Source organism: Ruegeria sp. YTSC192 (assembly GCF_059609705.1).
The window spans coordinates 1-13,970 of the sequence record NZ_JBXWMG010000008.1; the positions used below are offsets into that span (position 1 = coordinate 1).

The window sequence follows — 13,970 nt, forward strand, 5'->3', positions numbered from 1 at the left end:
TCGCATTCCCATCCGTCCCCGTAACTCCTGGAGTGTGCATTCTCAGGCATGAGGGCGTCTGCAGATTGTGCGAACACAGGGAATGCGAATGACGCGAAGATACCAGCCAGAATGTACATTCTTACCGAAAGCCGTTCTGACGGTTTCTTTTTGGGCAATTTTCTAGGTGTCATAACTGGCTCCCTTCTGACCTAATGGCATCGGCTTTTATTCTTGGGTTTCAGTTGCCCTGTTAAGGTCGTGTTGGGTGCGCCACGACTCAGGCCGTTCGTCTCGTAGTGGTGGCACGTCTTCGTTCTCGATAGTTTGGATAGGGTGTCCCGTCAGTTCCGCTGATTGAACGGCCATCGTCATCACAAAAGACAGCTTCTGCAGCGCCATTTCAGCCAACGGTTTTGGTGTGGCATGTTTCATCCCTTTTCCACCGTGTTTTCCGCGCGTTCCGGCGGCTTGTCGACGTCAAGGCCGGCAAGACAAGCTTGAGCGATGTCACGGTCCGGAACACCCGTGCCCGGAATGGTTGCCCAGCCTGTCTCCATGACGGCATCGTGGCGTTTGTAGGTTGTGGCTTTTCGAATAGTGTCAATATGTGCAACCCGATCCGGATCCACGCGTGCCATATCGAGGCAGACCGGCACCATCGCCGCTATGACTTGGTTTCGAGCCATCGCCGTCGCTCTGGTATCTGCGGTTCTGCCAGTCACCCAACCGCCCCATGAAAATCCAACCACACTGACAAAGACCGCACCGATCACGGCCCCATAGATGCCAGGTTTCAGCCATTCAGGAGTGTTCATTTCGAATCCTCCAGCGGAGAAAGCGCCGCCTCGCTATCATTTTTCAGTCTGGGTCAATGCGCCGGTCCCTGCGCAGCGCCGTTTCTAGGTCTTTCTCGGTGATTGGACGCTGTTCGGTGCGACCAATCTGGCTCCCTTTCCCATGGACGACCAAGTAGGTCGCAGTCCGGCGAAAGGCCTCAAAGCTGAGGCTTTGCAAAAGCTCTTCTTCGACGACGATTTCATATTCTCCTGCGGCCAGCTCGTCCGAGTAGCCCGGCAATACAAACGCATTGGCAAAAGTCACCATCGATCTCGACGATCGCGTGCTCATCCCTGACCTCCAGACTGTCTGCGGGTCTTTCCCGCGCCATTGTCACTCACCACCAGATTCCAGGGGCTACATGGTCGAACGAACTCCCTCCTTGTATCTCATGATCATTCGACGGGCGCTGACGCATGTTAGTCTCGGCTACCGGAATGCAATCTACCGAAGGTCCCTGGACCGCCAACTGGACTGACCTGTGTAAGGGCACCGCGACGAGCGATCGCGTAAAATTGGTTAAATCTGAAAATGCTCCACCTGTGTGCGTCCAGAACTTCGTTTTGCCCGGTGCGTACTGGTCAAGAGCTGACCGTCAATAAAAGAGGAGAATAAAGATGTCTGAAAACAAAGCACTGGGTACTCGCCCACCTGAATTCGAACGCTTTCTCTATGCCCCTGTCGGCGAAGACCGGAACGGATATGTCGTGACGGTTCTCTCGGCGCTTGCACGTCTTGGCCTCGATCCCTGGAACGAAACCGCCGAACTCGTGAAGTTGCGGCGGGAAGAAGCCTGCGCGCGGCTTGAGATCCTCCTTTCGAAATTCAGGGACGTTCCCGAGCTAAAGGAGGACCACAATGCCGTCGCGCAGGAATTGAGCCTGTTGCTTCCGGAAAGCCCACGAGTAACTCCTCTGACGCGGGTGAGCTCGACAGTTGCCAATGGTCGCTTGGTGTCCAGCGGTGCAATCTGGACGATACTCGCGATCGTCTTCGTCCTGATACAAATGCTGTTCATCAATTCGCCAGGATCAGACGAATGACCTCTGCCCATCAAGCGCCCGTGGACCACCGGCGATCGATTGTGAAACCTGAAGTCACGTCGGCGATCGAAGACGCGTTCCTTTGGAGCCTTGAGGAGAGGTTCTGGACTAGTGGTCTAGATAGCGCGCGCGCGACGACTGCACAGAACGCCGTCATGATCTTTCCCTTTCCGCCCGGCATCCTTCAAGGCGAACAGGTCTGGGACCACTTGCAACGGAATACAGGCTGGCGATCTGTTGTGATGACCGACCGCAATACGACGCTTCGCGGCAGCATTGCAATGCTCGCGTATCGCGCTTCGGCCGAGAAGGCCGGCGTGCCGATCTATGAGGCACTCTGCGCGTCCACATATTTGCAAGATGAGGACAATTGGCTTCGGATTTCGCACCAGCAAACACCCGTGATCCCGACTGAGTTGCTCACCAAATTCGTTTGGTCCTGATCCGTCCAATCCGCGGGCTGAAACAAGGTTTGCAGATCGGCGGCAGTTGATAGAGATGAAGAAAATAACTGCTGGTATGACCTGTGCAGGTTTTAAATGCCTTGTCATGTTCGAGCACCGGCGCAGTGCAATCTGTGGCGTCGATCTCGCAGGTTTCGGGCATGTCCTCCTCCTTTCCTGAAGGAGTGTGTTTGCATCGGGTCCAAAGCACCAGCTACTGCGCATTGTGAAAGGAAAAACCACTATGTTGATACTCGATTTCCTTTCGGTCTTTCTGATAGCTGCCCAAATATTGGCTTTGTACCTAATCGCCTCAGATTTGATGATGAACAACACGCCGGTCGTCATTGTCTTAATCCCGGTGGACATTCGATTGGCGCGAAGCCTCATTTTTTGCCGCAACACGCCTGCTGATCCCGCTATCATACATGGCGGTTCTTGGAGGAACTTGCACACTTATCGGGACTACAACCAATTTGCTGGTTGATGGTGTGCCGCAGGCATCGGGAATCGAGCCCCTTTCAATTTTCGAAATTATTCCGGTCGGTTTGGTTGCGGCAGCCACGGGCGGTTTGGCATTGCTCATGCTCGGGCCTTTTCTTTTGCCCGATCGCGGGGATATTGCACGACTGGGCGCAGACAATGAAACAGCCTTCTTCACAGAGCTTCGTCCGTGGGAGGATTATCTGGGCGTGGGTCAGCGCATGGGCGGAATTTTTGACCTGAACCGGCGAGGCATGGAGATCATTGGTGTCCGGTCGCGATCCGAGGTAAAGCGCGATCGCCTGAATGAGCACGTTCTCGAGCCAAGTGACAAGATCATTGCCAAGGTGACGACATCGGAACTCCTCACCCTCCGTAGGATCGAAAGTAGCGAAGTTAGTTTGCGTCAAGGACCAGTCCCCGAGACCGTCACCGACGTGATAGTCGCTGAGGCTATCGTTACCCTTTCCCGTCGAAGTCGTGGTGTGCGAATTGCCCAGCTCGCTATGGCATGCGCGTCATTGGCGCCCACCGGCACGGGGAAACAATTGGACCTGACTTGTCAACGGCACTCCTGCGTCCGGCTGATACGCTGCTTTTGGAGGGAACACTTGAAGGCTTTGCGCAGATGACCGAGGCGGGCGATCTCGCAGCGATCACGGAGGCCGGAGGCCGCGCTTTCCGCCGCGAGAAAGCGCCGCTCGCTCTCCTGGCGCGGTGTGTGGTCGTGGTCCTTGCAGCCGCTAGGATAGCCGAGGTCAGTGTGCTTGCTCTCATCGCCGTTGCGACCATCCTCGTATTGCGGTGCATCGACAGCAACGAGGCCTGGAGTTCCATCGACGCAGGTGTTCCTGTCCTGATCTTCTCAATGTTGATTGTGGGGATAGGTCTTCAAAACTCTGGGACCGTTGGCCTGATCGTCAAAAGCGTAACCCCGACACTAGACGGAATGCCTCCAATTGTAACGCTTGCTGCTGTCGACCTATTGTCCTCGGTGCTGACCGAAGCAGTCACCAATAACGCAGTGGCCGTCGTGGTGACCCTGTTCGCAATCGGCCTTGCCGAATAGCACGGCATTGACCTGCGGCCCTTTGTTGTTGCGGTGATACTTGGGGCGAGTACAAACTTTGCTACGCCTGTTGGCTACCAGACTAATAACTTGGTATAGTGTTTCAATGCCGTCGCCTTTTTGGGGCCTTCAGGCGCTTTGTCCCAGGCGGCCTTGACGGAGGCCATGTGCTTGACGGTGTGGTTTTCCTGACTCTGGTCTTCATCATTCATTGGAATGTCCTTTCCTGGACGGTCCGAGAATAAGAAGCACGAGACTCATACAGCTCTTTTGGGGAGCTCCATGTTCCCCGCGCCCCTCTGATACTCAAAAAAAATGCCAACCAAATACACAGCGGACACATGTTACCTAACGGGTTTCAGAGCACCTTCGTACTGACGCAGGTTAGCCCGCTTTAGCCAGATGAAAGATCCGCGCAAGTATCAGAGCGCCCATGAGTGCAATCAGCATCCAATAAATCGGGATCTGCCTCTTCCCAAGGTTCTAGCCTTGCAAGGGCCGAAAGTACCGTAACAGCATTGCCCTTCCGATCCTCACCAACGAAGGCTTGCAAAAACCGATCGAACTCAGGGCTATGCGGGTAAAGAATGCCACCTGCGGGCATCACCATTTCCTCCTTTTTAATGTTTTCGGATCTTGGGAGCGAACGTGCCGACTGACCGGGGTCTCCTCTGGCAAGATCAAAATGTTTCGTATTGTTTCGATCATACCCGCATCGCCTGGAGCACGCGCTGACGCAGATCAGCCGGTGTCCAAACTTCTGAAGTCAAGCATCAGGGCAGCTCCAAGGTTCGCCGGCACGGCCCAGGTCCCGGCGGCGCTAACATGGGTCAGCGCGCATCGCCCGGTTCTGGGATAATGTATGATGACCGCAAATGCAGGCTACCACTCTGCAATCAGGATACGGCAGCCCTTGCAGCGCGGAAGGCACGTATACATCGCGGAGACCGGGGATGGCGCTGCGTTCAATCAGATCCACCGTGACCTTCCCGCGACCGTTTACCCTATCCGGATATTCGGACGAGCTGCCTGCCGGTGAATACGAAGTATTGGTTGAGGAAGAACTTATCGAGACGCTGAGTTTCACGGAATACCGCAGAACAGCGATTTACCTGACCATACACGGCAAGGGGCGTTTGCCGGGCCGGACAGAGTTGCGGCCAATTACCTGGGCCGACCTGGAAGCAGCGCTTGGCCAAGACCAGTAACGCGACACTTGAAGATAGCGAGGCGGCGCTTTCCCCGCTGGAGGAACGACGATGAACACTCCCGAATGGCTTAAACCCGGCATCAGCGGCGCCGTGATTGGTGGGGCATTACTGGGCCTCGGCGGATTTACCTTGGGCGGCTGGGTGACCAGCGGAACGTCGTATGGCATGGCTATGGCCATGTCCCGCGGCGATGTTGTCACGGCCTTGGTACCTGTCTGCCTGGATATGGCCCAAACCGATCCGGAACGGGCAGCTAAACTAAAGGCAATCGAGGATGCTCCGACCTACCAACAGAGAGACGCCCTGATTTCGGCTGGCTGGGCAACCGTACCGGGATCAACGAAGCCCGACCTGGACATCGCGCAGGCCTGCCTTGCCTCTCTTAACATTGGTAAGACGCCTGAGCGTCCGGACAACACAAGCGGCGAAGGATGAATTTGATATGACATCGTTATTACCTGAAACCACAGATCTTGAACGGCGGGTTCTGGCCCATGAGCGAGTTCTCCAGGCGCTCATTGCGTACATGTCCCACACTGAACCGCGTTTTGTTGAGCACCTGAAGAAGCGTTTTGTTGAGCCGATGGCCATGGTGCGGCACGAGCATGACCACCGGAACGCGGATGACTACGCGGAGGAGTTTATTCGCGCCGTGATGGCCCTTGGAGAAACGCAATTGCCAAAGGCGGTGAGCTCCAGCGTACTCGTTAAGCCATTGCACCAACCGGAAAAGAGACAAACTTCGGCACACCCCTATTATCCCACTGCGCAAGCTGATCGTGTCCGTGTCAGAGAGAGGAATGGGATCTGGGAGGTCAAGGTGGATGGCGTATTCCACGGGGACTACCACGACAAGGGCAATGCTCTGGCAGCCGCAGCTTTGGCGCGCTTGTCGCTTTGATGAAAGGACTTCTCCTGTGAACGAGCTAGTCAGAAAGTCCATTGCGGTTTTCGCCCGGCCTTTCAGTGTGCCTGACTTCGACGAGAGGCTTCCGGCAGGAGAGTATGACATTGAAACGGAACTGTGTTCCCCGCCCGACCAGCTGCACCCGGAAGTCTGGAAAGCATCTGTAGCGGTGAGGCTGCATTCTCCGGCATCCCACCCCGGCCTGGCGAGAACCTTGACCGTTTCACTGGCCGACCTCGATGACGCCCTGGCAAAGGACAAGCTGACCGGAAAAGATCTGGCCGAAATTTTCCTCGAAGAAATGCTGGCAGACCCGATGGTTCGGCTGGTGATGGAGGCCGACGGTGTTTCCGAGATGCAGCTTCGGCATCTCTACGCGGGCGGGCGCGCATCTCAGGCGGACAAAGAGGCACGGGATGCGGATACAACAGGTACTTCGCCACAAGAAAACTCACAAATACAGGCTGCGGAGAACGAAGGAATGCCGACACAGAGGGAATAAGACACGTGGATCCACCCCGCCGACCGCTAGGGTCTGCGCCGAGTGCCGGTTCGCACGAGCAAGGGAGAAAACGATATGCCCGACCAGAACGGCGGCCCGGAAGACCGTGGGCCATGGCAAAGCAAACAGAAGAGCAATCCTCCCGAGATTGACGATATTCTTCGTCAAGGCCGCGACCGCCTGAGCGGATTACTTCCTGAAGGGCGGCCGCCTCTGAGAGGGGTACTGGTTGCAGGAGCGATAGTCTTGGCGGCGGTTGCAGCCTGGTCTTCTTATTACACAGTCCCGAGCGACTCGGTCGCCGTTGTCCAGCGTTTCGGCAAATACACTGCTGAGGTTCCGCCTGGCCTGCATTTCAAATTCCCGTTTGGCATCGACGTTGCCACACTGGTGCCCGTGAAACGGCAGCTGAAGCAGGAATTCGGATTCACCACGCCGGGCAGGAGTGATCCCTTCCAAAGCCCGTCAGACGGCCGACGCGAAACCGAAATGGTCACGGGAGATCTGAACGCCGCGCTTGTGGAATGGGTGGTGCAGTACCGGATCTCGGACCCCCTGAAGTTCCTGTTCGAGGTACGCGAGCCAAGCGCGACTTTACGCTACGTCTCTGAGTCGGTGATGCGCGAGGTCGTTGGAGACCGCACGGTTGACGAGGTCATTACCATCGGCCGGCAAGAGATTGAGAGCGAGGCACTTTTTAAGATGCAGGCTCTGTCCACGAAATACGCCATGGGCATCAGTATCGACCAGGTGCAGCTGAAGAACATCAACCCGCCGGGGCCTGTTCAGGCGTCATTCAATGAGGTCAACCAGGCACAGCAGGAAAAGGAACGCCTGATCAACGAGGCGCGCCGCGAGTACAACAAAGTCATTCCGCTGGCCGAGGGCGAGAAAGATCAGCGGATTCGAGAGGCTGACGGTTATCGCCTGAAACGCATCAACGAGGCGGAAGGCGACGCTGCGCGGTTCACCGCGCTTTTGGCCGAATACGTCAAGGCACCAGAGGTCACGAGGCGGCGGATATACATAGAAACCCTCCAGGATGTTCTGCCCACAATCCTGTCAAAAATCATTGTCGAAGGATCGACTGCGAGCATCCTGCCGCTTTTGAACCTCAACAGGCTTCAGGAGGATCCGTCATGAGCATCAGACTGGGTCTCATTGCAGGGATTGCGGCTGCAGTTGGCGTGATTGCCTCCGGTTCCCTCTACACAGTTGGCGAAGTCGAACAGGCCATTATCACCCAATTCGGCAAACCCGTGGGAGAACCAGTTATAACGGCCGGTTTAAAGCTGAAGCTGCCCATCGTTCAGGAAGTCAACCGGATCGACCGCCGGGTTCTTGAGTGGGATGGCAATCCGTCCGACATGCCCACCAAGGACAAGCTCTACATTTCCGTCGATCTGTTCGCCCGCTGGAAAATCACCGACCCGTTGCAATATTTCCTGCGGCTGCGCGATGAGCGCAGCGCGCAATCCCGTCTGGACGATATTCTCGGCAGCGAAACCCGCAATGCCGTCGCAAAACACGAGTTGATAGAGATTATCCGGACTACGAAAGGCCGGATCCCGCTGCGGGACACGCTTCTGACTGATGAGGAGCGCGCGCAGGACATAGGTTCTCTGGTTCCTATCCAGAAAGGCCGCGCACTTGTGGAACAAGAGATTTTCGCAGCCGCCTCAGAGAAGGTTCGTGTATTTGGGATCGAGCTTCTCGATATCCGTTTCAAGCGGATCAATTACAATGAGAGTGTGCGTCCGAAGATCTATGACCGCATGATCTCTGAGCGTCGCCAGATCGCTGAACGTTTTCTTTCCGAAGGCAATGGCGAAGCCGCGCGAATTCGCGGCAACCGGGTTCGCGATCTGAACAAGATACAATCCGAAGCGTATCGCGCCGTCGAGGAAATCCGCGGCGTGGCTGACGCCTCGGCGGCTGCGATCTACGCAAAAGCCTACAACATCGACGCCCAAGCAGCCGAATTCTATGCGTTTACCCGGACAATGCAGGCCTACAAGGACATGATTTCAGGCGGAACGACGCTGGTCCTGACAACCGATAGCGAACTTTTCAGGTTTCTGAGAGGAATGGAGGCCGGAGAGCCGTCTGGGAGTACGTCTCCTCCCTCTCCCGGCCTGACGGCTGCGGCCGAACGCTAATGAATCGGAGGACAAAGAGATGACGGAAGAACCGGTGGATTTGGACGAAAGGCGAAGCGCCGAAAGCCAAATTGCGACCGACACCCGTTGCTGCCAACGCGATGTTTGGGACCAGACGCCACCGACCCCATTCGCGTTTAATAGGCTCAAAGTTTTGGGTTTTCGGCACGTGCATCCGCCGCAAACGCAAAAGTCCAGTTTGTCCGTTGAAATCACCCCGCGTCTTATCGGTTCGCATAGGGCACAACGAATGGCAACTAGTTTACATGTTCACTATTTGTTTTTCATGACGCCCAAATATGCACGCTCGGGTCAGTTGGGCCTACACCAGCGCCAGAACGGCACGAAACGTGACCTATGTTTTCGCTTCTTCGGAGAACCACTCCAGCAACCGGTTTTGGTTCTTCGTGGCGCTCCCACAAACACGGTATTCTAGAAAATAGCCTGCATCTTGGCGGCCAAAGACGGGGCCGACTTGTACCAATTCACCGGAGGAAATCCTGTCAGCTGCCAGATGCTGCCAGGCGAGTGCTACGCCTTCCCCATCCGAAGCCGCCTGCAACATGAACTGATAGCTGGAATATCGATAGTCCCTGTCAGAGGTCGTGTAGTCGACACCAAAACTGTCAAACCAATCTGACCACCCAACAAATTCCATAGCCCGTTCTTCGTAGTGAAGCAGGTTGCATTCCTCCAGCGCAGAAGGATTTTCCATACAGTGTTGAAGCTTTGGGAAGCTAGAAAAGTAATCTGGTGAACAAACGGGAAATGTCTTTTCCTGAAAAAGCTGCAATCGAGGCCAGCCCGCCCAGCCCTGTGGCCGCCAATGCACGATCATATCGACGCTTTCGGGATCAATATCGTCAAGCCAGTAAGATGTGATCAGTTCGACCGCACAATCATCCATTGCTCGACGCAGTCGTGAAAACCTAGGCAACAGCCAGCAATTGGCGAAACTCTGGGTGCAGGCAAGACGCAAACCACTTGTTGACGCCGCTAACTCTGACTTTCTCACCGCTGTATCAATATGCGAAAGACCAAGATCAACCGCTCTCGCCAGCTCCTGGCCTTGCCGGGTAACGGTTAGCTTGTTGTGCTCTCTACTAAACAACTGCACTCCCAACTGATCCTCCAGATTGGAAATGTGGCGACTGACAGTAGGTTGGCTAAGGCCCAGGTGTTCCCCGGCCCTGGTGAAGCTTCCTAACCTCACCGATGCTTCCAGTACAGGAAGAGCGTTGAGCAAATGCTGGATTTGGCTGAATCGACCTCTCATAGATAAAAGCTATGAAGTGCATGATGAATTGGCAACTTTAATTGGGCTTCGCTTTCACTAGACTACAGAATTGAAATGTAAAAGCAGGAGTATGTTGTGCCGCATATCCTAGAAACCAGCCCGCTGACCAACAACTTCGGCGTTGAAATTCACAACCTAGACTTGTCGACAGTCATGCAAAGAGAGAATTTTTCGACCTTGCGGGCGCTGTTTGAAGAGCACTCCGCTCTATTGATTAGAAATCAGGACATGTCGCCCGACGTACATTTGCGCCTGGCACAGCTATTCGGCCCCATAGAGGATCGAAATAGTAGCGAACGACAACACGGTGAACCACCGGAAGTGTCGCTTGTCTCAAATCAGACCAATTCGGGTGTGACGGGTGAAATGGATTTACACACTCTGCACCTTAAGGCGAACCAGCAATGGCATATTGATTCAACATTCCTACCTGTCCCGTCGCTCTGCAATATTCTGGCCGCAAAAGTAGTGACCACCGAAGGAGGGCAGACCGAGTTGGCGTCGACCCGCGCGGCTTGGGCAGAAGTTCCCGAACCGCTGAAACGGCGTATTGGCGGGCGCATTCTTCGTCACAACTATCGCCGTTCTCGCGAAAAGGTTTCTATGGAATTGGCCAACCTCCCCATGTTTAACAAGTGGCCCGCACAGAGGTGGCCGGCCATCTGGACAAATCCTGTCAATAGGCGCGAGGCGCTCTACATCGCTTCGCACGTATTTGAAGTGGAGGGAATGAATCAACACGATGGACAAGCATTGATTGATGAACTGATCGACTTTTGCACGCAGCCCAAATTCGTGTATTCCCATAAATGGCGTGTCGGAGATGTGCTTATTTGGGACCAAAGGGCAATTCTCCATCGCGGTATGCCTTGGCCCTATGAACAACCTCGTACCCTGGCCAGCGTTTGCTGTTCGATGACGGATTCCGATGGATTGGGACAAGCGCGCGAAATAGTGAGAAATGCGAAACAGTAACTGTCGTTTTCCATAGTGGCTGTAACAAAGCAAATTTGTCCGAACTTGTCATCGCATAACCCCGCCACCGATTGCATCAGTCTGGGATGATGGTGAGCACGACATGAGGCAATTGATCGACAAACACCTCCAGCCTATCGACAACTTTTTAGGTCCGCATAGTGGCTAGGTGTACATCCAATCGATTTTCTGAAAGCACGCGCAAAATTCTGAGCGTTGTCATAGCCAAGTTCGACGGCAATGTCTTGAACTGCGAAATTACCATCTCGCAGCATCTCTTTGGCGCGCCCCATGATGACCCGGTTTGACAAAGAGCGAAAGGACTCGCCTTCTGCCAAAAGACGCCGCTGAAGCGAGCGGGGGCCAAGGTCAAGCGCCTTTGCGACCTGATCGAGGGAAAGGGACTGGCAGTCAATCTGATGCTGCAGGACACCCGTCACGATCTCTCGATAGCTTTTGGGAATCTGACTTTTTCTTTCACGCAAAAGCGCATCAAGTGTAGTCGGTCGTCCTGTACTCCCTGTCTGCCGTACCTGCAGATGCTTTTTTTGTAAACAGATTTCCAGCCTTTTTGCATTCCACCGGACCGGGCACTCAAAAGTGATTTCAGCATCGTCGGGAACCGCGATTTTAGGAAAGTCGCAATGAACACGCTCCGGACGCCAGTTGCTTCCCAGATAGTGGCGAAAGATGCTGAGCATCGAGCCAAGGGCGGAAAAAGCGATGTCCGGGTAATTTTGATGCCCCTTGAGACTGAAACGGTATTCGTAAAACGCCAAATCCTTTTCATACCGGATCGCGGTTCGGTCTGCAGTGGAATGTAAGGGCATGACTCTTCGTGCGCGCTTCAGGGCGTCTCCCAAAGTTGCGCCCGAAAGGACAAACAACCCCCAGCTGCCATAGTCGAGAACAGTCAGGTTCGGTGCCCACAAAAGTCCGATGTTCCGTGTGCCAGCCTCTCGCCCGATATTGGATATGAACTTCGCAAGCGATGCTTCGGAGATGTAACCGACCTGCCGGTTAACCTGTTCAAAAGAAAGAGCAGACTCTGACAAGGCCTTGTCCAGCGCGCGCTCGCCGAGGTGCTCGCGCACGATCTGAGGCATCGGTCCCAGTGATTTGGTCGAGATCATTGGCGGAAGGTTCATTAAATCGGGCTTTCTACAAGCGGTCTGTCGTGAAATGACACGTCCCCAAGGCTTACACGTGCAATAAATTGAATCAATGACTTGCGTAATACATTGAGCAAAGACTTGCATGGAGGGTGCCTGATGCCGCGTTTGTTTCTGCCGGTCGCACTTGGGTTGTTTGCCACCCCGTTGGTGGCCGAAAATGCTCCTAAACTTGTGTTGCAACTGACCGTCGATCAACTCCGCGGTGATATGATCCAACGCTACAGCAAGGGCATGGGGGAAGAAGGGTTTTTCCGGCTGATCTCGAACGGTGTTCACTATGCGGACGCGCATCACCGCCATGCCAATACCGAAACAATCGTTGGCCACACGACGCTGGCAACTGGCGCGGATCCCGCCGTGCACGGCATGGTCGCAAACCTTTGGTATGATCGCGTCACCGGTCATCAATTCTACAACGTACAGGATGCAGACTATCCGCTGATCGGGGCTTCGGGCGTAGACGCAGGAACCGAGATTGACCCGACGCAGAAGGCCGCGACCACGGACGGACGGTCGCCGCGGTCGATCATCACCTCGACGATCAGTGACGAAATTGCGCTCCACTTTGGCCCCGAGGCGAAGATCTTTGGTGTATCCGTAAAGGATCGTGGCGCGATTTCCATGGCTGGCCATGCTGGTCAGGCCTATTGGTTCTCAAAGTCAGACAAGGCATTCGTCACATCGACATACTACCGCGAGGATTACCCGGACTGGGTTGACGAATGGAATGCGTCGGGGAAAGTACAGGCCTATGCGGGCAAGTATTGGTCCTTGCTGCTGCCGGAAGAAAACTACCGCTTTGCGGATCGAGATGATCAGCCATGGGAAACCGATTTGGGCGGTTTCGGTATCACCTTTCCCCATAGATTTGGCACCCCGGGCGCCGGGGACGATCCGCTCGGCGGACCGGAAGAAGACCCCTATTTCGCGACCTTTCTGACCATCAGCCCGGCAGGTGACGCGCTGACACTGGATTTCGCCAAATCGCTGGTCGAGGCAGAGGAGATCGGTCAGGACGATATCCCGGACTATCTGGCGATCAGCCTGTCATCGACGGACTATGTTGGCCATATGTTCGGCCCCTCCAGTCTGGAATCCGAGGACAACCTCAAACAACTCGACAAAAGGCTGGGTGAGTTTCTGAATTTCCTGGATGAAAAGGTGGGGCTGGAAGACGTTCTTATCGTCTTGTCTGCGGACCATGGCGGGGCCGAAACACCGGGTTCGCTTGCCGAAATCGGCATTGAAGCACAGTATTTCGATTTTGACCGTGTCGACACCGAGCCCGGTTTCGTGCGGCTGAAGGCGGATTTCGGAACCTCGAAAGATCTCATTCGGAATTTTTCGCAACCCTATCTGTACCTGAACAAGAAGTTGGTCGAAGAGCGTGACCTTGACCCGCTGGAGGTTGAGCGGACAATCGCGGAAGAACTCGTCAAACTGCCCGGTATCGCGTTTGCGGTCGGGGCAACTGAACTGCGCAACGGATTGGTTGGCGATACGCTGGTCAACCGGGCTGTCGCCGCGAACTTCCACCCGGATCGTTCGGGGGATATCTTCATTGTCTTCGAACCGCACTGGTTCGTTGCCAACTTTGATGGGTTGCACGTTGCATCATCACATGGTGCTCCGTGGCCATACGACACCTATGTGCCGATCATTGTCTCACAGCCCGGTATCACTCCGAGACGTGTAGTGCGCCGAGTCGAAACGATTGATCTTGCGCCCACGATCGCCGCCTATCTTGGGATCAAGGCCCCAACCGGGGCGTCGGGGGTCATTTTGCATGAAGTCTTTGAGGACTGACTGCGACAAGCTGAAAAATCATCAGTGTGCAAATTCAAATCAACCAAGACCGTTTCCGAAGCTCACGGAATAAGGGAGAAA

Annotated in this window: 18 protein-coding genes; 12 read left to right on the forward strand and 6 right to left on the reverse strand. The window is 54.9% G+C overall.

The annotated features are described in order from the left end of the window. Positions 1–207: 207 nt before the first annotated feature. Genes AC2FD8_RS12420 through AC2FD8_RS12430 form a run of 3 tightly spaced genes read right to left on the reverse strand, consistent with a single transcriptional unit; the run spans position 208 to position 1,110 of the window. The gene (locus AC2FD8_RS12420; protein ID WP_113788268.1) at positions 208–414 is read right to left on the reverse strand and encodes a hypothetical protein; all 207 of its coding nucleotides are present in this window, start codon (positions 412–414) and stop codon (positions 208–210) included. Beyond that, a complete protein-coding gene (locus AC2FD8_RS12425) occupies positions 411–797 on the reverse strand; it encodes a hypothetical protein (RefSeq protein ID WP_496856735.1) in 387 nt (128 codons plus the stop codon). Before AC2FD8_RS12425 ends, AC2FD8_RS12420 begins: the two co-directional genes overlap by 4 nt. A 43-nt stretch (positions 798–840) precedes the next feature. Next, positions 841–1,110, reverse strand: a complete 270-nt coding sequence (locus tag AC2FD8_RS12430; protein WP_282170945.1) for a hypothetical protein — start codon at positions 1,108–1,110, stop codon at positions 841–843. A gap of 326 nt (positions 1,111–1,436) precedes the next feature. On the opposite strand from AC2FD8_RS12430, the gene AC2FD8_RS12435 reads away from it, so the two are divergent. The 4 genes from AC2FD8_RS12435 to AC2FD8_RS12450 all read left to right on the forward strand — a co-directional run bounded on the left by AC2FD8_RS12435 (position 1,437) and on the right by AC2FD8_RS12450 (position 3,857). Next, the gene (locus tag AC2FD8_RS12435) at positions 1,437–1,862 is read left to right on the forward strand and encodes a hypothetical protein (RefSeq protein WP_113788265.1); all 426 of its coding nucleotides are present in this window, start codon (positions 1,437–1,439) and stop codon (positions 1,860–1,862) included. Further along, positions 1,859–2,305 carry a hypothetical protein gene (locus AC2FD8_RS12440; RefSeq protein ID WP_233494630.1) on the forward strand — a complete coding sequence of 149 codons (447 nt, stop codon included), beginning with the start codon at positions 1,859–1,861 and terminating at the stop codon, positions 2,303–2,305. The genes AC2FD8_RS12435 and AC2FD8_RS12440 overlap by 4 nt, the downstream gene beginning before the upstream one ends. A gap of 428 nt (positions 2,306–2,733) precedes the next feature. Further along, a complete protein-coding gene (locus AC2FD8_RS12445) occupies positions 2,734–3,420 on the forward strand; it encodes a hypothetical protein (protein ID WP_233494629.1) in 687 nt (228 codons plus the stop codon). After that, entirely contained in the window at positions 3,417–3,857 is a 441-nt protein-coding gene (locus AC2FD8_RS12450) for an SLC13 family permease (RefSeq protein WP_496856732.1), read from the forward strand. The genes AC2FD8_RS12445 and AC2FD8_RS12450 overlap by 4 nt, the downstream gene beginning before the upstream one ends. Positions 3,858–3,931: 74 nt before the next feature. Here AC2FD8_RS12450 and AC2FD8_RS12455 read toward each other — a convergent pair whose 3' ends face one another. Continuing rightward, the gene (locus AC2FD8_RS12455) at positions 3,932–4,069 is read right to left on the reverse strand and encodes a hypothetical protein (RefSeq protein ID WP_158541246.1); all 138 of its coding nucleotides are present in this window, start codon (positions 4,067–4,069) and stop codon (positions 3,932–3,934) included. Positions 4,070–4,810: 741 nt separating this feature from the next. Between AC2FD8_RS12455 and AC2FD8_RS12460 the strand changes: the two genes are divergently transcribed. From AC2FD8_RS12460 to hflC, 6 genes are all read left to right on the forward strand, one after another. Then, positions 4,811–5,065, forward strand: coding sequence for a hypothetical protein (locus AC2FD8_RS12460; RefSeq protein WP_496856730.1), 255 nt, complete (start codon positions 4,811–4,813; stop codon positions 5,063–5,065). A 51-nt stretch (positions 5,066–5,116) separates the two neighbouring features. After that, positions 5,117–5,503, forward strand: a complete 387-nt coding sequence (locus AC2FD8_RS12465; protein WP_496856728.1) for a hypothetical protein — start codon at positions 5,117–5,119, stop codon at positions 5,501–5,503. Between the two features lie 7 nt (positions 5,504–5,510). Then, positions 5,511–5,969: a hypothetical protein gene (locus AC2FD8_RS12470; RefSeq protein WP_496754522.1), complete on the forward strand. Its 459-nt coding sequence runs from the start codon at positions 5,511–5,513 to the stop codon at positions 5,967–5,969. A gap of 16 nt (positions 5,970–5,985) precedes the next feature. Beyond that, on the forward strand, positions 5,986–6,477 hold the full coding sequence (locus AC2FD8_RS12475; RefSeq protein WP_113789389.1) for a hypothetical protein: 492 nt from the start codon (positions 5,986–5,988) through the stop codon (positions 6,475–6,477). 75 nt (positions 6,478–6,552) lie between these two features. Further along, positions 6,553–7,620, forward strand: a complete 1,068-nt coding sequence (hflK, locus tag AC2FD8_RS12480; protein ID WP_496856726.1) for an FtsH protease activity modulator HflK — start codon at positions 6,553–6,555, stop codon at positions 7,618–7,620. Continuing rightward, positions 7,617–8,636, forward strand: coding sequence for a protease modulator HflC (hflC, locus tag AC2FD8_RS12485; protein ID WP_113789391.1), 1,020 nt, complete (start codon positions 7,617–7,619; stop codon positions 8,634–8,636). The genes hflK and hflC overlap by 4 nt, the downstream gene beginning before the upstream one ends. A gap of 355 nt (positions 8,637–8,991) precedes the next feature. Here the strand turns inward: hflC and AC2FD8_RS12490 are convergent, their stop codons facing one another. Then, positions 8,992–9,912: a LysR family transcriptional regulator gene (locus AC2FD8_RS12490; protein WP_496856724.1), complete on the reverse strand. Its 921-nt coding sequence runs from the start codon at positions 9,910–9,912 to the stop codon at positions 8,992–8,994. Between the two features lie 96 nt (positions 9,913–10,008). Here AC2FD8_RS12490 and AC2FD8_RS12495 point away from each other — a divergent pair, with 96 nt between their 5' ends. Further along, complete coding sequence (locus AC2FD8_RS12495; RefSeq protein WP_496856722.1) at positions 10,009–10,908, forward strand: TauD/TfdA dioxygenase family protein; 900 nt, start codon at positions 10,009–10,011, stop codon at positions 10,906–10,908. Positions 10,909–11,042: 134 nt separating this feature from the next. Here the strand turns inward: AC2FD8_RS12495 and AC2FD8_RS12500 are convergent, their stop codons facing one another. Beyond that, entirely contained in the window at positions 11,043–12,041 is a 999-nt protein-coding gene (locus AC2FD8_RS12500; RefSeq protein WP_496856720.1) for an AraC family transcriptional regulator ligand-binding domain-containing protein, read from the reverse strand. 138 nt (positions 12,042–12,179) lie between these two features. On the opposite strand from AC2FD8_RS12500, the gene AC2FD8_RS12505 reads away from it, so the two are divergent. Continuing rightward, positions 12,180–13,889: an alkaline phosphatase family protein gene (locus AC2FD8_RS12505; RefSeq protein ID WP_496856718.1), complete on the forward strand. Its 1,710-nt coding sequence runs from the start codon at positions 12,180–12,182 to the stop codon at positions 13,887–13,889. Positions 13,890–13,970 lie beyond the last annotated feature (81 nt).